This window comes from Pseudomonas sp. LBUM1645 (assembly GCF_059716185.1).
On sequence record NZ_CP166811.1, the window covers coordinates 6368336 to 6394496 of the forward strand.

The 26161-nt window shown below is 59.8% G+C and carries 17 protein-coding genes; 9 read left to right on the plus strand and 8 right to left on the minus strand.

The features are described 5' to 3' along the window. The first annotated feature begins 281 nt into the window (after window positions 1-281). Complete coding sequence (locus ACA079_RS29015; protein WP_497701785.1) at window positions 282-4598, plus strand: DEAD/DEAH box helicase; 4317 nt, start codon at window positions 282-284, stop codon at window positions 4596-4598. Window positions 4599-4704: 106 nt separating this feature from the next. Here ACA079_RS29015 and ACA079_RS29020 read toward each other — a convergent pair whose 3' ends face one another. Further along, complete coding sequence (locus ACA079_RS29020) at window positions 4705-6834, minus strand: mechanosensitive ion channel family protein (protein WP_497701786.1); 2130 nt, start codon at window positions 6832-6834, stop codon at window positions 4705-4707. A gap of 382 nt (window positions 6835-7216) precedes the next feature. Between ACA079_RS29020 and ACA079_RS29025 the strand changes: the two genes are divergently transcribed. The 5 genes from ACA079_RS29025 to ACA079_RS29045 all read left to right on the plus strand — a co-directional run bounded on the left by ACA079_RS29025 (window position 7217) and on the right by ACA079_RS29045 (window position 12595). After that, window positions 7217-8428 carry an MFS transporter gene (locus tag ACA079_RS29025; RefSeq protein WP_497701787.1) on the plus strand — a complete coding sequence of 404 codons (1212 nt, stop codon included), beginning with the start codon at window positions 7217-7219 and terminating at the stop codon, window positions 8426-8428. A 177-nt stretch (window positions 8429-8605) separates the two neighbouring features. Next, window positions 8606-9532, plus strand: coding sequence for a DUF72 domain-containing protein (locus tag ACA079_RS29030; RefSeq protein ID WP_497701788.1), 927 nt, complete (start codon window positions 8606-8608; stop codon window positions 9530-9532). Beyond that, window positions 9529-10326: an endonuclease/exonuclease/phosphatase family protein gene (locus ACA079_RS29035; RefSeq protein ID WP_415771722.1), complete on the plus strand. Its 798-nt coding sequence runs from the start codon at window positions 9529-9531 to the stop codon at window positions 10324-10326. Before ACA079_RS29030 ends, ACA079_RS29035 begins: the two co-directional genes overlap by 4 nt. Continuing rightward, complete coding sequence (gene clsB / locus ACA079_RS29040) at window positions 10323-11606, plus strand: cardiolipin synthase ClsB (protein ID WP_497701789.1); 1284 nt, start codon at window positions 10323-10325, stop codon at window positions 11604-11606. Before ACA079_RS29035 ends, clsB begins: the two co-directional genes overlap by 4 nt. Further along, window positions 11606-12595: a lysylphosphatidylglycerol synthase domain-containing protein gene (locus tag ACA079_RS29045; protein WP_497701790.1), complete on the plus strand. Its 990-nt coding sequence runs from the start codon at window positions 11606-11608 to the stop codon at window positions 12593-12595. The genes clsB and ACA079_RS29045 overlap by 1 nt, the downstream gene beginning before the upstream one ends. Window positions 12596-12681: 86 nt before the next feature. Here ACA079_RS29045 and ACA079_RS29050 read toward each other — a convergent pair whose 3' ends face one another. The 3 genes from ACA079_RS29050 to ACA079_RS29060 form a co-directional block, all read right to left on the minus strand. After that, a complete protein-coding gene (locus ACA079_RS29050) occupies window positions 12682-13440 on the minus strand; it encodes an alpha/beta hydrolase family protein (RefSeq protein WP_497701791.1) in 759 nt (252 codons plus the stop codon). After that, window positions 13430-14539, minus strand: coding sequence for a DUF3182 family protein (locus ACA079_RS29055; protein WP_497701792.1), 1110 nt, complete (start codon window positions 14537-14539; stop codon window positions 13430-13432). The genes ACA079_RS29050 and ACA079_RS29055 overlap by 11 nt, the downstream gene beginning before the upstream one ends. 303 nt (window positions 14540-14842) lie before the next feature. Beyond that, entirely contained in the window at window positions 14843-15835 is a 993-nt protein-coding gene (locus tag ACA079_RS29060) for a GlxA family transcriptional regulator (protein WP_497701793.1), read from the minus strand. Between the two features lie 101 nt (window positions 15836-15936). Here ACA079_RS29060 and ACA079_RS29065 point away from each other — a divergent pair, with 101 nt between their 5' ends. Continuing rightward, complete coding sequence (locus ACA079_RS29065) at window positions 15937-16491, plus strand: cysteine hydrolase family protein (RefSeq protein ID WP_497701794.1); 555 nt, start codon at window positions 15937-15939, stop codon at window positions 16489-16491. A gap of 151 nt (window positions 16492-16642) precedes the next feature. Beyond that, window positions 16643-18847 (plus strand): OsmC domain/YcaO domain-containing protein, encoded by a 2205-nt coding sequence (locus ACA079_RS29070; RefSeq protein WP_497701795.1) that lies wholly within the window; start codon window positions 16643-16645, stop codon window positions 18845-18847. A 66-nt stretch (window positions 18848-18913) separates the two neighbouring features. Here ACA079_RS29070 and ACA079_RS29075 read toward each other — a convergent pair whose 3' ends face one another. Both ACA079_RS29075 and ACA079_RS29080 read right to left on the minus strand, forming a co-directional pair. Further along, window positions 18914-19444, minus strand: coding sequence for a single-stranded DNA-binding protein (locus ACA079_RS29075; protein ID WP_497701796.1), 531 nt, complete (start codon window positions 19442-19444; stop codon window positions 18914-18916). Window positions 19445-19453: 9 nt separating this feature from the next. Next, window positions 19454-20851 (minus strand): MFS transporter, encoded by a 1398-nt coding sequence (locus tag ACA079_RS29080; protein ID WP_497701797.1) that lies wholly within the window; start codon window positions 20849-20851, stop codon window positions 19454-19456. Window positions 20852-21042: 191 nt separating this feature from the next. On the opposite strand from ACA079_RS29080, the gene uvrA reads away from it, so the two are divergent. Next, window positions 21043-23877 carry an excinuclease ABC subunit UvrA gene (gene uvrA / locus ACA079_RS29085; RefSeq protein ID WP_497701798.1) on the plus strand — a complete coding sequence of 945 codons (2835 nt, stop codon included), beginning with the start codon at window positions 21043-21045 and terminating at the stop codon, window positions 23875-23877. A gap of 65 nt (window positions 23878-23942) precedes the next feature. Here uvrA and bfr read toward each other — a convergent pair whose 3' ends face one another. Together bfr and ACA079_RS29095 are read right to left on the minus strand one after the other, a co-directional pair. Further along, the gene (gene bfr, locus ACA079_RS29090) at window positions 23943-24407 is read right to left on the minus strand and encodes a bacterioferritin (protein ID WP_007943775.1); all 465 of its coding nucleotides are present in this window, start codon (window positions 24405-24407) and stop codon (window positions 23943-23945) included. Window positions 24408-24556: 149 nt separating this feature from the next. Then, window positions 24557-26011, minus strand: a complete 1455-nt coding sequence (locus tag ACA079_RS29095) for a catalase (RefSeq protein ID WP_497701799.1) — start codon at window positions 26009-26011, stop codon at window positions 24557-24559. Window positions 26012-26161 lie beyond the last annotated feature (150 nt).

The window sequence follows — 26161 nt, forward strand, 5'->3', positions numbered from 1 at the left end:
AATGGCTTTATCGACACCGCTCGCGGGCGATGCCGTCGATAGTTGCCGGAATCGTTGCATTTTGCGGGTTTAGTGCGCAACCGTCATCCGTAAAGTGTAGATCCTGGGGATTTGCGGTGCTGCTACTGGCCCCATCGCGAGCAAGCTCGCTCCCACAAGGGATCTGCGGCGTACACAAATCCAATGTAGGAGCTGAGCTTGCTCGCGAAGGGGCCCTAATGACCACCAGAGGGCTTGAGCGGTACTTGCATCTTCAGCCCCCCGCCCGCATAAATTGCTGCATGAATCTGCCAATCCCGACGGACAGCGCCCTGGCAGGCTTCCACCCCGCCGTCAGCGCCTGGTTCAGCAGCACCTTCCCGACGGTCACCGCCGCCCAGGCCCGGGCGTGGCCGTTGATCCGCCAGCACCGTTCGACCCTGGTCGCCGCGCCCACTGGCTCCGGCAAGACCCTCACCGCGTTCCTCGCGGTCATCGACGAGCTGGTCCACCGCGCAATGGCCAACGGCGGCCATCTGCCGGATGAAACCCTGGTGGTCTACGTTTCGCCGCTAAAGGCCCTGTCCAACGACATCCAGATCAACCTACAGAACCCGCTGGCCGGCATCACCGAGCAGTTACGCGCGATGGGCCTGCCGCAATTGCAGATCAACACCGCCGTGCGCACCGGCGATACACCGCAAAAAGACCGCTCGGCGATGCGCAAGACCGCGCCGCATATCCTGGTGACCACCCCGGAATCCCTTTACGTGTTGCTCGGATCAGACTCCGGCCGACAAATGCTCAGCACTGCCCGCACGGTGATCGTCGATGAAATCCACGCGATCGCCGCCAGCAAGCGCGGCAGTCACCTGGCCCTGAGTCTCGAGCGGCTGCAAGCGTTGTGCGCGGAACCGCTGATGCGGATTGGCCTGTCTGCCACGCAAAAACCCATCGAAGCCGTCTCGCAGTTTCTGGTTGGCCGTGATCGCGCGTGCGAAATCATCGACATCGGCCACGCCCGCCCACGGGATCTGGACATCGAAGTGCCGCCCGTGCCGTTGTCGGCGGTGATGGCCAACGACATCTGGGAACTGGTCTACGGCCGCCTCGCCACCCTCGCCCGCGAACACCGCACCACGCTGATTTTCGTCAACACCCGACGCCTAGCCGAACGCCTGAGCCGTCACTTGAGCGAACGCCTCGGCAAGGACGCGGTGGCTGCCCACCACGGCAGTCTGGCCAAGGAGTTTCGTCTCGACGCCGAACAGCGCCTCAAGCGCGGCGACCTGCAAGTGTTGATCGCCACGGCGTCCCTGGAACTGGGGATCGATATCGGCGATGTCGACCTGGTCTGCCAGATTGCCTCGCCGCGTTCGATTGCCGGGTTCCTGCAACGGGTCGGCCGCTCCGGGCACCAGGTCGGCGGCACGCCCAAGGGCCGATTGTTCGCCACCACCCGCGACGACCTGATCGAGTGCGCTGCCCTGCTCGATTGTGTGCGGCGCGGCGAACTCGACACCTTGCTGATTCCCAAGGCACCGCTGGACGTGCTGGCCCAGCAAATCATCGCCGAGGTCAGCTGCCAGGAATGGCAGGAGCAGGCGCTGCTGGAGATGTTCCGCAACGCCTCGCCCTACAGCGAACTCGACGAAAAACACTATCAAGCGGTGCTGCAGATGCTCGCCGAAGGCTACAACGGTCGCCTGGGCATCCGCAGCGCTTACCTGCACCGCGACGCCGTGACCCGCACCCTGCGCGGTCGTCGGGGCGCCAAGCTGACGGCCGTGACCAGCGGCGGGACGATCCCGGACAACGCCGACTACAGCGTTTTACTCGAACCCCAAGGGCTGAACATCGGCAGCGTCAACGAAGACTTTGCGGTGGAAAGCATCGCCGGGGATGTCTTCCAGTTGGGCAACACCTCCTACCGAATTCTGCGCGTTGAAACCGGCAAGGTCCGGGTCGAAGACGCTCAGGGCCAACCGCCGACCATTCCATTCTGGCTTGGTGAAGCACCGGGCCGCAGTGCTGAACTGTCGTTCGCCGTGGCCCGCCTGCAAGCGCAACTCGATGAGCTGCTCGGCGCCACCCCCGGTCACTTGCAGCCCGCGATCGACTGGCTGACCGACACCCTCGGTCTGAACCTCGCCAGCGCCGAACAATTGGTCGATTACCTGGCCCGTGCGCGCCTGACATTGGGCGCCCTGCCGTCACAAGACACGCTGCTGATGGAGCGGTTTTTCGACGAGTCCGGCGGCACGCAATTGATCATCCACACGCCGTTCGGCAGCCGCATCAACCGCGCCTGGGGCCTGGCCTTGCGCAAGCGTTTTTGCCGAACCTTCAACTTCGAATTGCAGGCCGCCGCCAGCGAAGACGCCATCGTCCTGTCGCTGTCCACCAGCCACAGTTTTGAACTCGATGACGTCTGGCGCTATTTGCACAGCAACAGCGCCGAGCACACCCTGATTCAAGCCGTGCTCGATGCGCCGCTGTTCGGTGTGCGTTGGCGCTGGAATGCCGGGGTCGCTCTGGCGCTGCCGCGCTACAGTGGCGGACGCAAAGTGCCGCCGCAGATCCAGCGGATGAAAAGCGAAGACCTGATCGCCAGCGTGTTTCCCGACCAGATGGCCTGCGTGGAAAACCTCGCCGGCGAACGGGAAATTCCCGACCATCCACTGGTGGAACAAACCCTCGACGATTGCCTGCACGAAGCCATGGACAGCGAAGGCTGGCTGGCGTTGTTGCGGCGTATGGAACGTGGCGACATCCGCCTGATCAGCCGCGACCTGCCGGCACCCTCGCCGCTGGCAGCGGAAATTCTCAGTGCCCGGCCCTACACCTTTCTCGACGATGCGCCGCTGGAAGAGCGCCGCACTCAAGCGGTACTCAACCGCCGCTGGAGCGATCCGCAGTCCACCGACGACCTCGGTGCGCTGGATGCGGACGCGATTCAAGCCGTACGCGAGGAAGCCTGGCCAACGCCGACTGGCGTCGATGAAATGCATGAGGCGTTGATGAGCCTCGCGTGCATCAGCGACGTCGAGGCCCAGGCCAATCCTGACTGGCTCGATGGGCTGAATGTCTTGGCCGACAGCGGTCGCGCCAGCCGCTTGCAAGTCAATGCCGGGCAAGCGCTATGGTTGGCACTGGAGCGGCTGACTTGCCTGAACGCGATTTATCCACAAGCGATTTTGCAGCCACCGCTGGAGGCGTTGCCCGGGTTCGATGAAGTCTGGACGGCGGACGAAGCGGTACTCGAAGTGATTCGTGCGCGGCTCAGCGCGTTCGGTCCGCTGCCGCTGAACGCGATTGCCGAACCGCTCGGTTTACCGGCGACTCAAGTCAACCAGGCGTTGGCGCAACTGGAACGCGAAGGCTATGTGCTGCGCGGTCAATTCACGCCCGGCACGGCGGAGGAAGAATGGTGCGAGCGGCACTTGCTGGCGCGAATTCACCGCTACACCGTCAAGCGTCTGCGGCGGGAAATCGAGCCAGTGGCGTTGCAGGACTTCATGCGTTTCCTGTTCGATTGGCAGCATCTGTCCGCCGCGACCCAGGGTCAGGGCAACGCAGTATTGCCGGCGATTGTCGGTCAGTTCGAAGGCTACCCCGCCGCCGCTTCAGCCTGGGACAGCGATATTTTGCCGGCGCGAATAAAAGACTATTCAGCGAGTTGGCTGGATGACTTGTGCCGCAGCGGCAAACTGATCTGGACTCGCCTGACCGCACGCAACAAGAGCGCCAGCACGGCGCTGCGCAGCACACCGATTCTGCTGCTGCCGCGCAGTCAGGTCGGGTTGTGGAGCGGGTTGACCGAGCAGACGCCCGTCAGCGAGCTGTCACCCAAAACGCAAAAAGTCTACGAAGCCCTGAGCCAACACGGCGCGCTGTTTTTCGATGAGCTGATTCACGAGGCTCATCTGCTGCGCTCGGAACTGGAAATCGCCTTGCAGGAGCTGGTAGGCGCCGGGCTGGTGAATGCCGACAGCTTCGCCGGTCTGCGAGCACTGATCACCCCGGCCAGCAAGCGACAGAACCGCAGCAGCCGACGCGGGCGCGGAGCGTTTGTCGGCGGGATGGACGATGCCGGGCGCTGGGCCTTGCTGCGACGCGGCGCGCAAGCTCCGGTTGTGGATAACAAACGTCCGGCCCCGACACCGACCGACACCCTTGAACATATCGCCATGACCTTGCTTCGGCGCTACGGCGTGGTGTTCTGGCGCTTGCTGGAACGTGAAGCGGATTGGTTGCCGAGCTGGCGGGAATTGCTGCGCACTTTCCATCGACTGGAAGCTCGAGGCGAGATTCGCGGCGGGCGGTTTGTCAGTGGTTTGGCGGGTGAACAGTTTGCGTTGCCAGAAGCCATTCCGTTACTGCGCGAGGTGCGGCGACGGCCGCATGACGGGAGTCTGATTGCGGTGTGCGGGGTTGATCCGCTGAACCTAGCCGGGACGCTTTTACCGGGAGTAAAAGTGCCGGCATTGGCGAGTAATCGATTGGTGTATCGCGATGGATTACCCGCCGCTGCCGAGATTGCCGGCAAGCAGACTTTCTGGCTGGAGTTGGATCAGCAATCGTCTACCGAGCTGCACAACAAATTGATCCGGCATTGATGTTGTCGGCACCGGCCTCATCGCGAGCAAGCTCGCTCCCACATTTGATCGCATTCCCCTGTGGGAGCGAGCTTGCTCGCGATGAGGCCATCAGCCCCAACACAAATCATTGAGTTCTCGGCTGATCAGGCAGGAACACCGATGAATGTTCCGATGCAATCCCATCACTTTGCATCGGCTCAACAGCCTGTCTGGGCATCAAAACCTGCTGTGGATAAGTCTGCGCGAAATGCACCCACGGACTGTTATCCACAAGCTTTTTCAAACGTTGGTTGAACGCCCGACTCACCGCGTATTGCCCACCCGACACGGTGCGGAACTGTGCCGTCAGCACCACGCCGTTAAGGTCCATCTTGTCGACCCCAAACACATCCAGCGGCCCTTGCAGGTTGTACTTGAGGAACGCATCGTCGCGAATGGAATCCCCGGCCTCGCGGATCAACTCGATAGCCTTGTCGACATCGGTGTCGTAGGTGAACTGCACTGAGAAAAATGCATAGGCAAATTGCCGCGATTGATTGGTCACGGCCTTGATCTGACCGAACGGCACGGAGTGCACAAACCCCTTGCCGTCGCGCAAGCGCAAGGTGCGAATAGTCAGGCCTTCGACAGTGCCGGCGTGGCCAGAGTCGAGCACCACCCAATCGCCAATCGACAACGTGTCTTCGATGATGATGAACAACCCGGTGATCACGTCCTGCACCAGTTGCTGGGAACCGAAACCGATCGCCAGCCCCACGACACCGGCACCGGCCAGAAAGGGTGCAACGTTGATCCCCAGGTTAGCCATGGTGGTGATGGCGCAGATCACCACCAGGATGATTTTGATCGCGTTGCGCAGCAGCGGCAGGATGGTTTTGGTTCGGGTACTGGGTTGGCGCGCCGAGCGTTTGTTAACGGGTGGCTTCAGGGCTTCCTGAATCGCCGTATCCAACACCACCCAGCCCATCCAGGTCACCAGGAAAATCAAACCGATACGGCTCAGGGAATCGCTGATCGCCCGGCCGACCGAATTGCTCACCGCAAACTCAAACAGCGACACGCCCCAGATGCGCCCCAGGATATCGATGAAAACAATCGCCAGGGCGATGCGCAACAACGCGTGCGAAAGGCTGAGAAAGCGTTCTTTGTAGGCACTGCTGCGGCGCACGGCCAACTCGCTGCGCGACTTGAACAGGTGATGAAGCGACGTGCTGAGAAACACCATCGCAATCAACAACACCGTGGTAAACAGCGCACAGCGCAGTACTTTCTGGTTGTCATCGCCAATGCCGATCAGGTTGATCACTGACACCAGCACCATCAACAGAATCGGCCAGTACCAGAGCCCGGAAAAGACCCGCAACATTTCACGCACGGCCGGCTGACTGAGGCGCTGGGCCAACGGCAAAATGCGGATCAGATGGGCGACCGGACGACGCATCTTGATCACCAAAAAGCCAAAGGTGACCGAGGCCGCCACCCCAGTGAACACCGCGACGCTGCTGGTGAGATTGCCGCCGAGCAGGCGAGCGATCTGCGGACTGGTCAAGGCGTCGCTCAGGGCCACGAGGAAGCCCATCAAAAACAGCGGTCGTGGGCTGTACTGACGAATAATCTGCACCGCCCGGCGCTTGTGGCCGGCGTTGAACAGCACCACCAGCGACAACAACAATGACGCGGCGAAAATGCCGCTGCTGGTGGCATAGGCGAAACACAATGCCAGCGCCCGGCCGGCGGACACTTGCAAGAAATGGCTGACATACAGCGTCAGCGGCAGGCTGATCAGCGCCGGAACCGTGTAGGGCAACACATAACCGAGTAAAGCCTGACCGCGCTCGCGAGTGAGCAGCAGGCGGTTCTGACACAGACGTTTGGTGAGCAGCCCTCCCAGCAGCCAGAGCAGCGCAAAAACGCCCATCCACACACCGGACAACAGCAGGAAATCCCCCGCCACGCTCCAACTCGAACGAGCCGATGGACGATTGACCAGTTGATCCACCTCAACCGCTGCCCGGTCTGCACGCAGACGCCAAGCGTCGAGCAAGTCCTCGTTGAGATCGAGTTTGCCCTGAACTTCCTCAATGCTCGAACTGATGGCACCCAGCAAACCCCCCTGTACCAGCGGTTCGGGGTGGGCCAGTGGTGTCGCGGCGGTGGCCGCCGCCGGCACACCCGGTAGTGCGGCAGCCTCCAGCTCGTTGCTGCCCAGAATCAGCAATGCCCCCAGTAGTATCGCGGTCTTGAACTTGAACAAACGCGGTGCTCCTGCAAAAGGGTCTGTAAGGAACTGATCGGGAAAGTGTAGGCAAGTTCGGTTTTGGCCGGGAGATAACCAGCTAATGCGGCCATAACCCAATCCGTGTAGCAGCTGGCGAAGCCTGCGTCCGGCTGCGCAGCAGTCGTGAACCCTGAGTGCACGGTGAATCTGACACACCGCCGTGTCTGACTTTACGACTGCTGCGCAGCCGGACGCAGGCTTCGCCAGCTGCTACAGGGTCTGCGTTGCAGCTGAAAAACCTTTAACCCTTTCGATATTTGATCTACACGCAAATATCAAATGCCCATCCCTGTATTTTTCTACATAACCCAAACCCCGACACTGCGCTCCATCAATCAAACCCACCGGAGTTGCAGCCATGCCCATTGCCTTGCTCGCGCTGACCCTCAGCGCCTTCGCCATCGGGACGACCGAGTTCGTCATCGTTGGCCTGTTACCCACCATCGGCGCCGACCTCGGCGTCAGCCTGCCGTCCGCCGGCCTGCTGGTCAGTCTCTACGCATTGGGCGTTGCCATTGGCGCCCCGGTGCTGACCGCCCTCACCGGCAAAGTCCCGCGCAAAAGGCTGCTGTTGTCGCTGATGGTGCTGTTCACCCTCGGCAACCTGCTGGCCTGGAAAGCGCCGAGTTACGAGTCGCTGATCATTGCGCGGATCGTCACCGGCCTGGCCCACGGGGTGTTTTTCTCGATCGGCTCGACCATCGCCACGAGCCTCGTGCCGAAGGAAAAAGCCGCCAGCGCGATCGCCATCATGTTCACCGGCCTGACCGTGGCACTGGTTACCGGCGTGCCACTGGGGACCTTTATCGGTCAGCATTTCGGCTGGCGTGAAACCTTCCTCGCGGTTTCTGCACTGGGTGTGATCGCGTTCATCGGTAGCCTGCTTTACGTGCCGAAAAACATTGCCCACAGCAAACCGGCTTCACTGTTGCAGCAATTGCAGGTGCTTAAGCAACCGCGTCTGTTGCTGGTGTACGCCATGACCGCGGTCGGTTACGGCGGCTCGTTCATTGCCTTCACCTTCCTGGCACCGATTCTTCAGGACATTTCCGGCTTCAGCGCCAGCACCGTCAGCCTGGTGCTGCTGGTCTACGGCATCTCGGTGGCCGTCGGTAATATCTGGGGCGGCAAACTGGCGGACAAACGCGGCCCGATCAGCGCCCTGAAAATCATCTTCGCCCTGCTCGCTGCGGTGTTGTTCGTACTGACCTTCACCGCTGGCAATCCATGGCTGGCCCTAGCCACCGTGCTGGTCTGGGGCGCGGTTGCGTTCGGCAATGTGCCGGGCTTGCAGGTTTACGTGGTGCGTCAGGCCGAACATCACACCCCGCATGCGGTGGACGTAGCGTCGGGCCTGAACATCGCCGCGTTCAACCTCGGCATTGCTGGGGGTGCGTGGGGCGGTGGCTTGATCGTTGCTCACATGGGGCTGATCCACACCGCGTGGATCGGTGGTCTGGTGGTGTTGGTCGCGTTGGCCCTGACCGCGTGGAGCGGTCGTCTTGACCGGTTGGGTCCGGTGTATGCCGAACCGACTGACGGCGCGGCCCGCATCGTCGCTGGGCATTGAAAGATCAAAAGATCGCAGCCTTCGGCAGCTCCTACAGGTGTTCACATGCCCCCTGTAGGAGCTGCCGAAGGCTGCGATCTTTGCTTTAACCGTCCGTAGTCCCGTCGAAACTTTCTCGCCCGCCCCGCAGTCATCAAAAGACAGGGGTAGTCCGAGAACCATTAGACGGGAGGCGACATGGCGGCGATCCACATAGGAATTTCAGGCTGGCGCTACACGCCCTGGCGGGGGGATTTCTACCCGAAGGGGCTGACCCACAAGCGCGAATTGCAATTCGCCTCACGGGCGGTCAACAGCATCGAAATCAATGGATCGTTTTACGCCCTGCAACGGCCTGAACGTTATGCCCAGTGGTACACCGAAACCCCGAGGGGCTTCGTTTTCAGCGTCAAAGCCCCGCGTTTCATCACCCACATCAGGCGACTGCGGGAGATCCATAAACCCCTGGCGAATTTCTTTGCCTCCGGGGTGCTGGAACTCAAGGAAAAACTCGGCCCGATCCTCTGGCAATTCCCACCCAACTTCAAATTCGATGCCGAGCTGTTCGAAACCTTTCTGGAACAATTGCCGCACAACACCGAAGAGGCCGCCGCCCTCGCCCGCCAGAATGATGCGCACGTGAACGGTCACGCCAGCATGAAGGCCTACGGGAAAAAGCCTTTGCGCCACGCCGTAGAAATCAGAAACGAGAGCTTCGTCGACCCCGCCTTCATCCGCCTGCTCAAACGCTATAACGCGGCCCTCGTCATCGCCGACACCGCCGGTAAATGGCCGTACCGCGAAGACCTCACCAGCGACTTCGTTTACCTGCGCCTGCACGGTGCCGAAGAACTCTATGCCAGCGGTTACACCCCCGAGGCGCTGAAACGCTGGGGTGACCGGATCGAGGCCTGGTACCACGGCCAGCAACCGCCCGACCCACAACTGATCGCACCCCGGCAAAAGCCCAAGGCGTGCAAGTCCCGTGAGGTGTTTTGCTACTTCGACAACGACATCAAAGTCCGCGCACCCTTCGATGCCCGCCGCTTGCTGGAGCGTTTTCATCTGGATAAAGACCTCGCCACCCGTCCCGGTGAACTGGCCGCCGAAGGAGTGCTGTCATGAGCATTTCCGAACCGGTCGGCACCACCGACGAACAGCAACCCATCATCACCTCCGTGCGCCGCTTTACCGTGCTGACGGTCAACACGCACAAGGGTTTCACCGCGCTCAACCGGCGTTTCATCCTGCCCGAATTACGCGAAGCGGTGCGCAGCGTGTCCGCCGACGTGGTGTTTTTGCAGGAAGTCCACGGCACCCACGAGCAGCACCCCCAGCGCTACAGCAATTGGCCGGCGATGCCGCAATACGAATTCCTCGCCGACACCCTATGGCCGCAGTTCGCCTATGGGCGCAACGCGGTCTATCCGGCGGGCGATCACGGCAATGCGTTGCTGTCGAAATTCCAGATCATTCGCCACGACAACCTCGACGTTTCCATCAGCGGTCATGAGAACCGCGGCATCCTGCATTGCGTGCTGCGCCTGCCCGGTGACGGCCAGGAAGTGCATGCCATTTGCGTGCATCTGGGCCTTCGCGAAACCCACCGGACCGAACAGCTCAAGTTGCTGGCCCAGCGCCTCGAAGAACTGCCCAGCGATGCTCCGGTGATCGTTGCCGGTGACTTCAACGACTGGCGCCAGCGTGCCGACGCGCTGCTCAAACCCAGTGGTCTACGGGAGGTTTTCGCCGAACTCCACGGCAAACCGGCGCGCAGTTTTCCAGCGCGATTGCCAGCGCTGCGCCTTGACCGCATCTATGTGCGCAACCTCAAGGCCAGTCAGCCGCAAGTGCTGGCCGCGCGACCCTGGTCACACCTTTCCGACCATGCACCGCTGTCGGTGGAGATCGAGCTATGAGCAGCCCGTCGATGGATAAAACCAACGTGGAGCACTTATCCACAACCCCGCCGGTCCGTGAACCGGGCGTGGTCGACGTCGAATATGGCTGGCAAGGCAACAACCGCGTAGAGCTGCTGGAGAATGGTGAAGATTATTTCCCTCGGGTGTTCGAGGCCATGCGTCAGGCCAAGACTGAAATCCTGCTGGAAACCTTCATTGTGTTCGAGGACAAGGTCGGTAACGAGCTGCAGGAAGTCCTTATCGCCGCCGCTCAACGCGGTGTACGGATCACCGCCAATCTCGATGGCTTTGGCTGTGGTGAACTGGGCACGGGATACCTCACAGCCCTGAGTGAGGCCGGCGTGCGCATCCAGATTTTCGACCCTGCGCCCAAACATCTGGGCATCCGCACCAACTGGTTCCGCCGCCTGCACCGCAAGATCGTGGTGGTCGATGGCACGATTGCGTTCATCGGCGGCATCAACTTTTCGGCCGACCATCTGGCCGACTTCGGCCCTGAGGCCAAGCAGGATTATTCCGTTGAAGTGCAAGGCCCGGCGGTGGCCGACATCCATCACTTCGCCCTGCTGCAATGCGGTCGCCCGGCTCGCGCCAAATACTGGTGGCAACGACGCAGGCAACGGCGCTCGGAGCTGGCGTTCACCGATCATGACGGCCAGGTTCGCCTGGTGTACCGCGACAACGGCGAGCATCCGACCGACATCGAAGAGGTTTACCGACAGGTGCTGCGCAGTGCCCAGCGCCGGGTGGTGATCGCCAATGCCTACTTCTTTCCGGGCTATCGCCTGCTGCGCGAGATCCGCAACGCGGCGCGCCGTGGCGTCGATGTGCGACTGATCCTGCAAGGTCAGCCCGATATGCTGGCGGCCAAACTCGCCGCGCGCATGACCTATGACTACCTGCTCAAATCCGGCGTGCAGATTTACGAATATTGCGACCGTCCGCTGCACGGCAAAGTCGCGCTGGTGGATGAGGATTGGAGCACCGTCGGTTCGAGCAACCTCGACCCGTTGAGCCTGTCCTTGAACCTGGAAGCCAATGTGTTGATCCGAGATCGCGCCTTCAACCGCGACCTGTTCGAGCGCCTCGAAGACCTGAGTAACAACCATTGCAAGGTCATGTCCGCAGACAAGTCCCCGCGCGGGCGGGTCTGGCACATGACCGTCGGCTTTCTGGTGTTTCACTTTCTGCGGCACTTCCCGGCCTGGGCCGGTTGGCTGCCGGCGCACAAGCCGCGCCTGAAACCTTTTTCTCATTCCGCCGGGAGTGACACCTGATGAGCCACTCTGATACACAACCGGCGACCCACGCCGAAACGCCAGGCAAATCCCGCTGGAGCCGCTGGAAACGGCCGCTGACAATGCTGTTTTTCCTGGCGCTGATCGTGCTGTTCACGATGCTTGCCCAGCGCATCGAATGGGATGAAGTGTTCGACAACCTCGCAGATTTCAAGGTGCGCACGCTGATCATCGCGTCTGGTCTGACCGTGGTGAGTTTTCTGGTCTACGCCTGCTTCGACTTGATCGGCCGTACCTACATTCGCCAGGACCTGACGTGGAAGCAGATCCTGCCGGTGGGGATTATCAGCTATGCCTTCAACCTCAATCTGAGTGCCTGGGTCGGCGGCATTGCCATGCGTTATCGGCTGTATTCGCGACTCGGGGTGAGCAAGGGCAACATCGCGAAAATTCTCGGGTTGAGCCTCGCGACAAACTGGTTCGGTTACATGGTGATTGCCGGGGCGGTGTTCAGCAGCGGACTGGTGCGAATGCCGCCAGGCTGGAAGCTGAGCACTGATGCGTTGCAAGGTGTGGGGGTGTTGTTGCTGCTGGTGAGTGCAGGGTATCTGGCAGCGTGTCAGTTTTCCAAGCGTCGGGAATGGGCGATACGCGGGGTGGAAATCGACCTGCCGTCCCTGCGCATGGCAGTGCTGCAACTGGCCCTCGGGGCGCTGAACTGGTCGCTGATGGCGGCGGTGATTTTCACCTTGCTGCCGAGCAAACTGGATTACCCGCTGGTGCTCGGGGTATTGCTGATCAGCGCGATTGCCGGGGTCATCACGCACATTCCTGCCGGGCTTGGCGTGCTAGAAGCGGTGTTCGTGGCGCTGCTGCAACATGAGGTGTCCCGAGGCAGCCTGGTGGCCGGATTGCTGGCCTATCGGGCGATCTATTTCATCCTGCCGCTACTAATTACCCTGGTGATGTACCTCGTTGTTGAGGCCAAGGCCAAGTCGTTGCGAATAGCGAAAAAGCCTCGGGATTAGAAGCAAGATCAAAAGATCGCAGCCTTCGGCAGCTCCTACAGGGTGTTCACATTCCACTGTAGGAGCTGCCGAAGGCTGCGATCTTTTTACGATGACTGAATAATGCTCAACCGCTCGCCCACTACCATTTCGGTGATCCAGCCCACCAGGATCGAGGTGTATGCCTGTTGCGAAACAGGTTCGCTCAAGGCGTGATCGGCGCCGTCGATAATCCGGTGGGTCAGTGAGTGAGTCTGCTGACAGGCCGCGCGGTAACTCATGATGGTTGCGTGGGGCACATGGTCGTCGGTCTCCGATTCGACCAGCAGCACATCCCCGGTGAATTGCGAACAGGCATGCAGCGCACGATTGCTGTCGGCGCGGACTAACGTGCTGCGGTAATCACGTAAATCGAGCTTGTTCAGGTCACGCTTGGGCGTGTGCCATTGATCATCGCGATACAGCGCCGGCACCCGCAGCGCCAGCCAACGCACCGGACGCAATGACGTCAGGATCGAGGCCAGGTAACCGCCATAACTGGTGCCGACCACGGCAATCGCCGATGTATCGAGCGCCGGGTGCGCGAGCAAGCGGTCATACGCCGCCAGCAGATCGCGCAGGTTGTCTTCGCGCGTGACTCGACTCAGCGCAATTCCGGCCCCGCCGGTGTGCCCGCGCAAGTCGAACGTCAGGCAAACGCAACCTAAACCGGCGATGCCTTTCGCCCGCTCCAGGTCCCGCTCCTGACTGCCGCCCCAGCCGTGCACAAAGAGGACGCCGGGGACTTTTGATTTGGGGCTGAGAAAAGTCCCGACCATCTGTTCATCGTCGATGTCGATCTGAATGGTTTCGCTTCTAGCCGTCATAGGATTTAACCGTTACGTACTTGAGAAGAAAGTCACTGTTTTGCGCCGGCCCGCGATACACCTCGATGGCGTCCGCCGGCAGCGGCTGGTCGATGTAGGTCTCGACCGAAGACACGCGAATCGCGCGCATTCCGGGGTCGTTGACGAAACTCTGCAAGGCGGCAACTTCGGCGCTGCTGGCACCGCCCATCCGCCAGGACTGCTCGAGCACACCGCTGCGCTGTTTGCCATTACTGTCGACACCTTGAGCGATGTCGTAGTTGCGCCGCGAGGCGTAGAAACCGGGATAAGCCTCATCCGCGGCACGGTCGAACACTTGCGCCTGTCGGATCGCCAGCTGAATATCGTCTGGCAGTTCCAGTTCGAGCAGATCATCGTAGTGACCCCGCACTACCAGCAGGTTGGACCCTCCATAAACCTGCTCGCCCTGACCGTCTTCGGTCAAGTATTGATCACCGCAATAACTCAGCACCGTGTCGCCGATAAAACTCTGACCGACGCTGTGGGTGATCACTTGGTCCAGGTCCTGCTCCAGCACCACCCCTTCAGTGAACAGCGCTTTGGCCTCGGGTCTGGCGAGGATGGCATCGAACTGGTCGAGGCTTTTGATCACTTCCTGACCGCGTCCGGCGCAGGCATGAATCGGCTTGATGCGGATCGGGCCGCTGTAGAGCAGATGCTCCGCCGCAGGACGCGCATCGTCCATGGAAAAAACACTGAGGCCGTCGAGCACCACGCTTCGCACCCGTTCGGAAAACAACGGTGACCAGCCTTCCGGTGCGTGAGCATCTTTGTTGCGCAGCCCGTGACTGATGGCTTTGGTGCAGATGAAATCATGGTCGACGTAACCGCCCCACAAATCCTCCGGCCCCTTGACGCCTAATTGCCGGGCAGCAGCGGCGCCAACAAGCGTCTGGGTTGGCAGCAAATAAAGGTCTCGACCGTTGTGCAGTTCGGGGTCGTAACTGCCGCCGTATTTAAGCCCCAGGATCTGCGCCAGCCAACGGGCCAGTGCACGATTGGTTTCTACTTCGTGCAACGGAGCCTCGGGGCGCACGGAGTGGGCGACCACCAGTTTGTTGCGCTTTGTTGGGGTCATGCGTCCCCCTTCAATCTGCGTTTGATGAATGTAGTAGAAGGGGTGCAGAGATCAGGCCAAGGGGAGCCAAAGACAAACGTTTTTCAAATCAGCCAGTTACGAAAAACATGATGGCACCGTGCCTGCTTGATTCTGCACGACAGCCTTCAAGATTCCGGCATTTTGCACGACTCAAGCCTTCCACTGACCCAATGTGGGAGCGAGCTTGCTCGCGATAGCGGTGTGTCAGACGGCATCCATGTTGAAAGTGGTGGCCCCATCGCGAGCAAGCTCGCTCCCACATTTTGATCTGTTGTTATCTGGCTACCGAGTCGCGGCTGAGGGTGTCACCCCAAACCGTGTCCGGTAATCACTTGGCGCCAACCCGGTAATCTTCTTGAACGTCGCCCGAAAGGCACTCGGATCCTGATAACCCACCGTCCAGGCAATGTGATCGATGGTGCCGTTGGTGAACTCGAGCATTTCCCGGGCCTTGCCGACTCGCAGGTGCTGGCAGTACTCGGTGGGTTTGAGTCCGGTTGCCGCGCGAAATCGACGCAGGAACGTGCGTTCTTCCAGCCCTGCCCGCTCGGCCATCGTCGCCACTGACACATCGGTCGCTCCGGTGCTCTGCAGCCAATGCTGGACCTTGAGAATCGAGGCGTCGCCATGGCTGAGAATGGGTGAAAAATTGCTGCCGCATTCACTCGCGCTGTCGCTGTGTTCCACCACCAGAAACCGCGCGGTACTGGTGGCGATGCTCGGCCCCAGCAGACGGTTGACCAGACGCAAGCCCAGTTCGGACCAGGCCATCAGCCCCGCAGTGGTGATCAGGTCGCCGTCGTCAACGATGGGGGTGTCGGCCTTGAGGTTGATCGCCGGGTAACGCTCGGCGAAGGCTTTGGCCGAGGTCCAGTGGGTGGTGGCGCTGCGACCGTCGAGCAGGCCGCTCTCGGCCAACAGAATCGACCCCACACAAACCCCGCCGAGTGTTGCGCCATTGGCGTGTTGCTGACGCAGCCAGCGAATCAGCCCCTGCGGTGCCTGGCCTTCGGAAAAACCTGCAATCGACGGTGGAATTAGCACCGCCACCAACGCGCCCTCAGGTGCGGGATGACTGTCGTAGACTCGCTCGGGCATCTGATCGCCATCAACCTGCCAATGGCTGACTCGCAGCAGCGGCAACTGCGCCGCCTGATGCTCGGCGGCAATCCGGTTCGCCACCCCGAACAAGTCTGTCAATCCATGCACCGCCGCCATCTGCGCACCGGGATAAATCAGCACGCCCAGCTCGGCGATTGGCCTTTCTGCGTCCATTGTCAGTTTTCCCCCTTCTATTGTCGGTGCGGCCAATCCTCGGACGGCTTGCCAGACCCAATACTTCATTCCACACCAACAAGCACTTCGAGGAAACAGTCATGGCCAAGCAAGCACTCATCGTAGTTGATATCCAAAATGACTACTTCCCCCAAGGCAAGTGGCCGCTGGTCGGCGCCGATGCCGCGGCGGACAATGCCGTTCGTCTGCTCAAAGCCTTCCGCGATGCCGGTGATTCGGTGGTGCACATCCGCCACGAATTCACCTCCGACGAAGCGCCCTTCTTCACGCCGGGCTCCGAGGGCGCGAAGCTGCACCCTAAAGTCCTCAACCGCGCCGATGAGCCGGTCGTGCTCAAGCACTTCGTCAACTCGTTCCGCGAAACCGATCTGAAATCGATCCTCGACGAACAAGGCATCAAGGAATTGGTGGTCGTCGGCAGCATGAGCCACATGTGCATCGATGGCATCACCCGCGCCGCCGCCGACTTTGGCTACAGCGTCACAGTGATCCACGACGCCTGTGCCTCACGTGACCTGGAGTTCAACGGCGTCACCGTTCCGGCAGCCCACGTGCACGCAGCCTTTATGTCAGCCCTGGGTTTTGCCTATGCCAGCGTGGTGTCCACTGACGAGCTCCTGGCGGCGCATCACTGATCAACGCTTCTGCGTCAGGTGCTGCAATTCGACGCTCCCGAAACAAAGAAGGCCAGTCGCGTGCGCACGCGACTGGCCTTTTTCTGAGACTTACGGCCGAAAAGCCGGATAATGGCGGCCAAATGTCTAGCCGTTATTCTGGTAATCCCCCATGGAAATCAAGGTCAACTTTCTCGACAACCTTCGACTTGAAGCCAAGTTCGACGACTTCACGGTGGTGGCCGATCAACCTATCCGCTACAAGGGCGATGGCTCGGCACCGGGTCCGTTCGACTACTTCCTGGCTTCGTCGGCGTTGTGTGCGGCTTATTTCGTGAAGCTGTACTGCGACACTCGCAGTATTCCCACCGAAAACATCCGCCTGTCGCAGAACAACATTGTTGATCCGGAAAACCGCTACAACCAGATCTTCAAGATCCAGGTCGAGTTGCCGGCGGATATTTCCGACAAGGACCGCCAGGGCATCCTGCGTTCCATCGACCGTTGCACCGTGAAAAAAGTGGTGCAAGCCGGGCCTGAGTTTGTGATCGAAGAAGTGGAAAACCTCGACGCCGATGCCCAGGCGTTGCTGATGCCTGCGTCTAATTCAGAGGCGCACACCTATATCGCGGGCAAGGATCTGCCGCTGGAGCAGACAATCGCCAATATGTCGGCCATTCTGGCGGACCTGGGCATGAAGATTGAAATCGCCTCGTGGCGCAATATCGTTCCCAACGTGTGGTCGCTGCATATCCGCGATGCGCACTCGCCGATGTGCTTTACCAACGGCAAGGGCGCAACCAAGGAAGGCGCGCTGGCGTCGGCGTTGGGCGAGTTTATCGAGCGACTCAACTGCAACTTCTTCTACAACGATCAGTTCTGGGGCGAAGAGATCGCCAACGCGCCGTTTGTGCATTACCCGGACGAACGCTGGTTCAAGCCTGGCCGTAAAGATGAACTGCCGGCCGAAATCCTCGACGCGTACTGCCTGAAGATTTACAACCGCGACGGCGAGTTGCGTGGCTCCCACCTGATCGACACCAACTCGGGCAATGAAGAGCGCGGCATCTGCTCGCTGCCATACGTGCGCCAGTCGGACGGCGAAGTGGTGTATTTCCCGTCCAACCTGATTGAAAACCTGTTCCTGAGCAACGGCATGAGTGCCGGCAACACGCTGGCCGAAGCCCAAGTGCAATGCCTGTCGGAGATCTTCGAGCGCGCGGTAAAACGCGAAATCATCGAAGGTGAATTTGCACTGCCGGATGTGCCCGCCGATGTGCTGGCGAAGTACCCAGGGATACTGGCGGGTATTCAGGCGCTGGAAGAGCAAGGGTTCCCCGTATTGGTGAAGGATGCATCCCTGGGCGGTGAATTCCCGGTGATGTGCGTCACGTTGATGAACCCGCGTACCGGCGGTGTGTTCGCCTCGTTCGGCGCGCACCCGAGCCTGGAAGTGGCGCTGGAGCGCAGCCTGACCGAACTGCTCCAGGGCCGCAGCTTCGAAGGCCTCAACGACTTGCCCCAGCCGACGTTTGAAGGCCATGCGGTGACCGAGCCGAATAACTTCGTCGAGCACTTCATCGATTCCAGCGGCGTGGTGTCGTGGCGCTTCTTCAGCTCCAAGTCGGATTACGAATTCGTCGAGTGGGACTTCTCCGGCCAGGGTGAAAACTCGAATACCGATGAAGCCGCGACTTTGTTCGGCATTCTCGAAGGCATGGGCAAAGAAGTGTATATGGCGGTCTACGAGCATATCGGCGCGACGGCATGCCGCATCCTGGTACCGGACTACTCGGAGATCTATCCGGTGGACGACCTGATCTGGGATAACACCAACAAAGCGCTGTTCTTCCGCGCCGATATCCTGAACCTGCATCGCCTGGACGAAGACGAACTGCGAGCGCTGGTTGAACGCCTGGTGGAAAGTGAGCTGGATGACTACACCGATATCACCTCCCTGATCGGCATCGAGTTTGACGACAATACGGCCTGGGGTCAGCTGACGATCCTGGAGTTGAAGCTGCTGATTTATCTCGCCTTGCAGCAATTTGAAGAGGCGAAAGAGGCGGTGGAGATGTTCCTGCAGTACAACGACAACACGGTTGAGCGCGGCTTGTTCTACCAAGCCGTCAACGCGGTGCTGGAGATGAAGCTGGACGAAGACCTGGAACTGGAAGACTACGAGGCCAATTTCCGCCGGATGTTTGGCAACGAACGAATGGATGCAGTGATCGGCTCGGTCGATGGCAGCGTGCGCTTCCATGGTTTGACGCCGACCAGCATGAAACTGGAAGGGCTCGATAGGCACTTGCGCTTGATCGAGAGCTACAAAAAACTGCATACCGCGCGGGCTAACGTGACTGCTTTATCCAGTTAACAGCACCCACAAAAAAGCGAAGCCAGATGGCTTCGCTTTTTTTGTTACTGACTGGATAGCTGCTTTTTAGAACGGAATATCGTCATCAAAGCTGTCGAAATCCGGAGCCGGTTGCGGAGCAGCCTGCTGTGGAGCCGGAGCCTGACGCGACTGTTGCGGAGCTGTCGACTGCTGCGGACGCGGAGCCTGTTGGCGTGGGGCCGGGGCGGACTGCTGGTAGTTATTGCCCCCGCCTTGTTGGTCGCCCTGCTGTGGACGGCCGCCCAACAGTTGCATGGTGCCTTGCATGTCGACCACGATTTCAGTGGTGTAACGCTTGATACCGTCTTTTTCCCACTCGCGGGTCTGCAGCTTGCCTTCGATGTAGACCTGCGAACCTTTACGCAGATACTCGCCGGCGATCTCGGCAACTTTGCCGAACATCGACACACGGTGCCATTCGGTCTTCTCGACTTTCTGACCGGTTTGCTTGTCGGTCCACTGTTCGCTGGTCGCCAGACTCAGGTTGGTCACGGCGTTACCGTTAGGCAAGTAGCGAACTTCGGGATCCTGGCCGCAAGTGCCGACCAATATGACTTTGTTAACCCCACGGGCCATAACGTTCTCCTAGGCTACGCACGCTGCCTCGGCCGGGTTGTTCACCAAGCGCTCAAGGGTCGTGCGATCCAATAGTTCTGTGTCCAATTTGATGTAAATCGCCGCTTCATCAGCAACGATCACCGCATCTGTTACCCCTACGACGGCCTTCAGGCGCTCAACCAGACCCGCTTCGCGGATCGCCTCGGGCGACAACGGCAAGCGCAGGCTCGTGACATAAGGTGGTTCGCGCATGGTAACAGCAAAGGCCAGCCAGAGGGCAGCCAGGCCGGCGCATCCGAGGAAGACAACCGACAAACCGCCATGCTGGAAAAGCCAACCGCCGAGGATCCCGCCCAGCGCCGAACCGAGGAACTGGCTGGTGGAATAAACCCCCATCGCCGTGCCTTTGCCGCCTGCCGGTGAAACCTTGCTGATCAGCGATGGCAACGAAGCTTCCAGCAGATTGAACGCGGTAAAGAACACCACCGTGCCGATCACCAGAGCCCGCAAGCTATCGCCGAACTGCCAGAAGAATAGCTCAGTGAGCATCAGCGTCGCGACGGCGCCCAATAAAACTCGTTTCATTTTGCGTTTCTTCTCGCCGTAGATAATGAACGGGATCATGGCGAAGAAGGAGATCAGCAGCGCTGTGAGGTAGACCCACCAGTGCTGTTCTTTGGGCAGCCCGGCTTTTTCGACCAGAGCCAGCGGCAATGCGACGAAGCTCGACATCAACATCGCATGTAACACAAAAATGCCCAGGTCCAGGCGCAGCAGGTCCGGATGCTTGAGCGTCGGTATCAGCGCCTGGCGTGCAACGCCGGACTCGCGGTGCTGCAAAGGGCTGGTGGCGCGCGGCACCATGAACATCACGATCACGATGCCGAACAGCGCCATGCCGCCCGTGGCGAGGAACAACCCGGACAGGCCAAAGGCGCGGGTCAGCAACGGTCCTACAACCATCGCGACAGCGAATGACAGACCGATCGTCATGCCGATCATGGCCATGGCTTTGGTCCGGTGCTGTTCCCGGGTCAGGTCTGACAACAGCGCCATCACCGCGGCGGAAATCGCCCCGGCGCCTTGCAGGATTCGTCCGGCAATCACGCCCCAGATCGAGTCGGCATTAGCCGCCAGCACGCTACCGAGGGCGAAGACGATCAGCCCCAGGTAAATCACCGGACGACGACCGATCCGGTCGGAAATAAAGCCGAAAGGAATCTGGAAGATCGCCTGGGTCAGGCCGTAAGCGCCAATCGCCAGCCCGATGAGGGCCGGGGTCGCTCCTGCCAGATCCATCCCATAGGTCGCCAGTACCGGCAACACCATGAACATGCCAAGCATACGGAAGGCGAACACCAGGGCCAGACCGCTTGCTGCGCGTGTCTCACTGCCACTCATGCGTTCGCTGTGGGGATCGTGCATGGAAAAACCTCATGTGAACCGGCGGCGATTCTACCAGTCCCATCGATTGACGGGGTATATCGCGACGCTTTGACGCGCTCCGCTGACAGACTCTTCATGTAAGACACAAATCCGCTCGTTTGATAGTGTGCATCCATCCAGTATTTGGCCGTATACTCCTACGTTTTCGACGCCCGCCAAGCGAGGCCACTTTGGACAAGATCCTGATTCGTGGGGCCCGAACCCACAACCTGAAGAACATCGACCTGACCCTGCCAAGGGACAAACTGATCGTCATCACCGGCCTGTCCGGATCCGGCAAATCGTCCCTGGCGTTTGACACGCTGTATGCCGAAGGCCAGCGCCGCTACGTCGAATCGCTGTCGGCCTATGCCCGGCAGTTTTTGTCGATGATGGAAAAACCTGACGTCGACACCATCGAAGGTTTGTCGCCAGCCATTTCCATCGAACAGAAATCGACCTCGCACAACCCGCGCTCGACGGTCGGCACCATCACCGAAATCTACGACTACCTGCGCCTGCTTTATGCTCGCGTGGGTATTCCGCGCTGCCCGGATCACGACATTCCGCTGGAAGCGCAAACCGTCAGCCAGATGGTCGACCTTGTCCTCGCCCAACCGGAGGGCAGCAAGCTGATGCTGCTGGCCCCGGTGATTCGCGAGCGTAAAGGCGAACACCTGTCAGTCTTCGAAGAACTGCGTGCCCAGGGTTTTGTACGCGCCCGGGTCAATGGCCGGCTCTGCGAGCTGGACGAGTTGCCGAAGCTGGATAAACAGAAGAAGCACTCGATCGATGTCGTGGTCGACCGCTTCAAGGTCCGCGCCGACCTGCAACAGCGCCTGGCCGAGTCGTTCGAGACCGCGCTGAAGCTAGCGGACGGTATTGCCCTGGTCGCGCCGATGGACGACGAGCCCGGTGAAGAGATCATTTTCTCCGCGCGCTTCGCCTGCCCGATCTGCGGCCATGCCATCAGCGAGCTGGAACCCAAGCTGTTCTCCTTTAACAACCCGGCCGGCGCTTGCCCGACGTGCGATGGCCTGGGCGTTAAGCAGTTCTTTGACATCAAGCGACTGGTGAACGGCGAGCTGACGCTGGCCGAGGGCGCGATTCGCGGATGGGACCGGCGCAACGTCTATTACTTCCAGATGCTCGGCTCGTTGGCTTCGCACTACAAGTTCAGCCTGGAAGTGCCGTTCAACGAACTAACGGCCGATCAGCAGAAGTTCATCTTGCACGGCAGCGGTTCGCAGAACGTCGACTTCAAATACCTGAACGACCGTGGCGACATCGTCAAACGTTCGCACCCGTTCGAAGGCATCGTGCCGAATCTGGACCGACGCTACCGTGAAACCGAGTCCGCCTCGGTGCGTGAAGAGCTGGCCAAGTTCCTCAGCACCCAGCCTTGCCCGGATTGCCGTGGTACTCGCCTGCGTCGTGAGGCTCGGCATGTATGGGTTGGCGAGAAGACGCTGCCGGCGGTGACCAATCTGCCGATTGGCGATGCCTGTGAATATTTCGGCGTACTGAAACTTACTGGCCGTCGCGGTGAAATTGCCGACAAGATTCTCAAGGAAATTCGCGAGCGTCTGCGGTTCCTGGTCAACGTTGGCCTCGACTATTTGTCGCTGGATCGCAGTGCCGACACATTGTCTGGCGGTGAGGCTCAGCGTATTCGTCTGGCCAGCCAGATCGGTGCGGGCCTGGTAGGGGTTCTGTACATCCTCGACGAACCGTCGATTGGCCTGCACCAGCGAGACAACGATCGGCTGCTCGGCACCCTCAAGCATCTACGGGATATCGGCAACACGGTGATCGTGGTCGAGCACGACGAAGATGCGATTCGCCTGGCTGACTACGTGGTGGATATCGGTCCGGGCGCGGGTGTACACGGTGGGCATATCGTCGCCGAAGGTACGCCGGCCGAGGTAATGGCTCACCCTGATTCGTTGACCGGCAAATACTTGTCGGGCCGGGTGAAGATTGCAGTCCCAGCCAAACGCACGCCGCGTAACAAAAAGTTGTCGCTGTCCCTCAAAGGCGCCCGTGGCAACAACCTGCGCGATGTCGATCTGGACATTCCAATAGGCCTGCTGACTTGCGTCACCGGCGTGTCCGGCTCGGGCAAGTCGACGCTGATCAACAACACCCTGTTCCCGCTTAGCGCTACGGCATTGAACGGTGCGACGACGCTCGAAGCGGCCGCCCACGACAGCATCAAAGGTCTGGAGCATCTGGATAAGGTTGTCGACATCGACCAGAGCCCGATCGGTCGAACGCCTCGCTCCAACCCCGCGACCTACACCGGGTTGTTCACACCGATTCGCGAACTGTTCGCCGGCGTGCCGGAGTCCCGCTCCCGCGGTTATGGTCCTGGACGTTTCTCCTTCAACGTGAAGGGTGGACGTTGCGAAGCGTGTCAGGGCGATGGCCTGATCAAGGTGGAAATGCACTTCCTGCCGGACATCTATGTCCCGTGCGACGTCTGCAAGAGCAAGCGCTACAACCGCGAAACTCTTGAGATCAAGTACAAGGGCAAGAACATCCACGAAACCCTCGAGATGACGATCGAGGAAGCGCGGGTGTTCTTCGACGCGGTTCCGGCCCTGGCGCGCAAGCTTCAGACGCTGATGGATGTCGGCCTGTCGTACATCAAGCTCGGGCAGTCAGCGACCACCCTGTCGGGTGGTGAAGCCCAGCGGGTGAAGCTGTCCCGCGAACTGTCCAAGCGCGATACCGGCAAGACGCTGTATATCCTCGATGAGCCGACAACTGGCCTGCACTTCGCGGATATTCAGCAGCTACTCGACGTTTTGCATCGATTGCGCGACCACGGCAACACTGTGGTGGTGATCGAGCACAATCTGGATGTGATCAAGACGGCCGACTGGCTGGTGGACTTGGGGCCGGAAGGCGGCTCCAAGGGTGGCCAGATCATTGCCGTCGGCACGCCGGAGGAAGTGTCCGAGATGAAGCAATCTCACACCGGCTTCTACCTCAAGCCGCTGCTGGCACGCGACAAGGCCTGAATCACGGCCATGAAAAAGCCCCTGTCACTTTCTCGGTGACAGGGGCTTTTTTGTATCCGGTGGAATCAGGCGTGCGATTGCAGGTAATTTTCCAGACCGATCAGCTTGATCAGACCCATCTGCTTTTCAAGCCAGTAGGTGTGGTCTTCTTCGGTGTCATGCAATTGAACCCGCAGCATCTCGCGGCTGACATAGTCCTTGTGCTGCTCGCAGAGCTTGATGCCCTTACAGAGCGCGGCGCGGACTTTGTATTCCAGACGCAGGTCGGCGGCGAGCATGTCCGGCACAGTGGTGCCGACATCAAGGTCGTCCGGACGCATACGCGGCGTGCCTTCCAGCATCAGGATACGGCGCATCAGGGCATCGGCATGCCCTGCTTCTTCTTCCATCTCGTGATTGATTCGTTCGTAGAGCTTGGTGAATCCCCAGTCCTCATACATCCGCGAGTGAACGAAATATTGGTCACGCGCGGCCAGTTCGCCGGTCAGCAACGTGTTGAGGTAATCGATTACGTCTGGGTGGCCTTGCATCGCCCTACATCTCCCTGCTTGAAAGTCTGTAGTTTGAACCAAGCAGACTGTTTGGTCACTCTGCTTGCGCGATAAAAGCGAAGATATTCTGAGAAAAGTGGTTTAAATAACGCAAAAACCGCCCAAATGAGGGCGGTTCTGCTTCTCGTTTAGACTTCGTTAAGCTGTACGTTGAGTGCCTTTGCGATTGCTTCTCCATACGCCGGGTCGGCCTTGAAGAAATGCTGCAATTGGCGATCAACCACATCGCTGGAAACACCACCCATTGCACCGGCAATGTTGTTGACCAGCAGCGCTTTCTGCTCGTTACTCATGAGCCGGAACAGCGCACCCGCATGACTGTAGTAATCGGTGTCCTCGCGATGATCGTAACGATCAGCTGCGCCGCTCAGCGCCAAAGGAGGCTCAGCGTAGCGAGGAGCCTGTTTCGGCGACTCAACATAGCTGTTCGGCTCGTAGTTAGGCGCCGCTCCGCCATTGCTGCCAAAGGCCATCGAGCCATCGCGCTGGTAGCTGTTCACCGGACTACGAGGTGCGTTCACCGGCAATTGCTGGTGGTTGGTGCCAATACGGTAGCGGTGAGCATCGGCGTAAGCGAACACTCGCCCTTGCAGCATGCGGTCAGGCGACAAACCGACACCCGGGACCATGTTGCTTGGCCCGAACGCCGCTTGCTCGACTTCAGCAAAATAGTTCTGCGGGTTCCGGTTAAGCTCCAGTTCGCCCACTTCGATCAGCGGAAACTCTTTCTGTGACCAGGTCTTGGTCACGTCGAACGGGTTCTCGTAGTGCGCTGCGGCCTGAGCCTCAGTCATGATTTGGATGCACACGCGCCATTTCGGAAAATCACCGCGCTCGATCGCGCCGAACAGATCACGCTGTGCGTAATCCGGATCGGTACCAGCCAGGCGTGCTGCTTCGGCAGGTGCCAGGTTTTTAATCCCTTGCTTGGTCTTGTAGTGCCACTTCACCCAATGACGCTCGCCATTGGCGTTGATCAGGCTGTAGGTGTGGCTGCCGAAGCCGTGCATGTGACGGTAGCCATCGGGGATGCCGCGATCCGAGAACAGAATGGTGACCTGGTGCAACGCCTCAGGTGAGTGCGACCAGAAGTCCCACATCATTTGCGCGCTTTTCAGATTGCTTTGTGGAAGACGTTTTTGGGTATGAATAAAGTCCGGGAATTTCAAAGGATCGCGGATGAAGAACACTGGCGTGTTGTTGCCGACGATGTCCCAGTTGCCTTCTTCGGTGTAGAACTTCAGGGCGAAACCACGTGGATCGCGCTCGGTGTCGGCCGAACCACGCTCACCGCCAACGGTGGAAAACCGCAGGAAGGTTGGGGTTTGCTTGCCGACAGATTCAAACAGTTTGGCGCTGGTGTACTCGGTGATGTCCCGAGTTACTGTGAACGTACCGTAAGCACCCGAACCTTTGGCGTGTACGCGACGCTCAGGGATGTTTTCACGGTTGAAGTGGGCAAGCTTCTCGATCAGGTGAAAGTCGTCGAGCAGCAGCGGGCCACGAGGGCCGGCGGAACGGGAATTCTGGTTGTCGGCGACAGGAGCGCCACTGGCGGTGGTAAGTGTTTTATTTTGGCTCATGCGATCTCTTCCTCTGTCTGTCTTTCCTACTGCCGGCTAATCGGCTGAGAGGGAGTATTGACCATCAACATGACACCATCAAATTCATTAAACTGTGAGAATCGATAGATAAATACTAATGAAGCTGTATCGCCCAGGCCACTCGATACT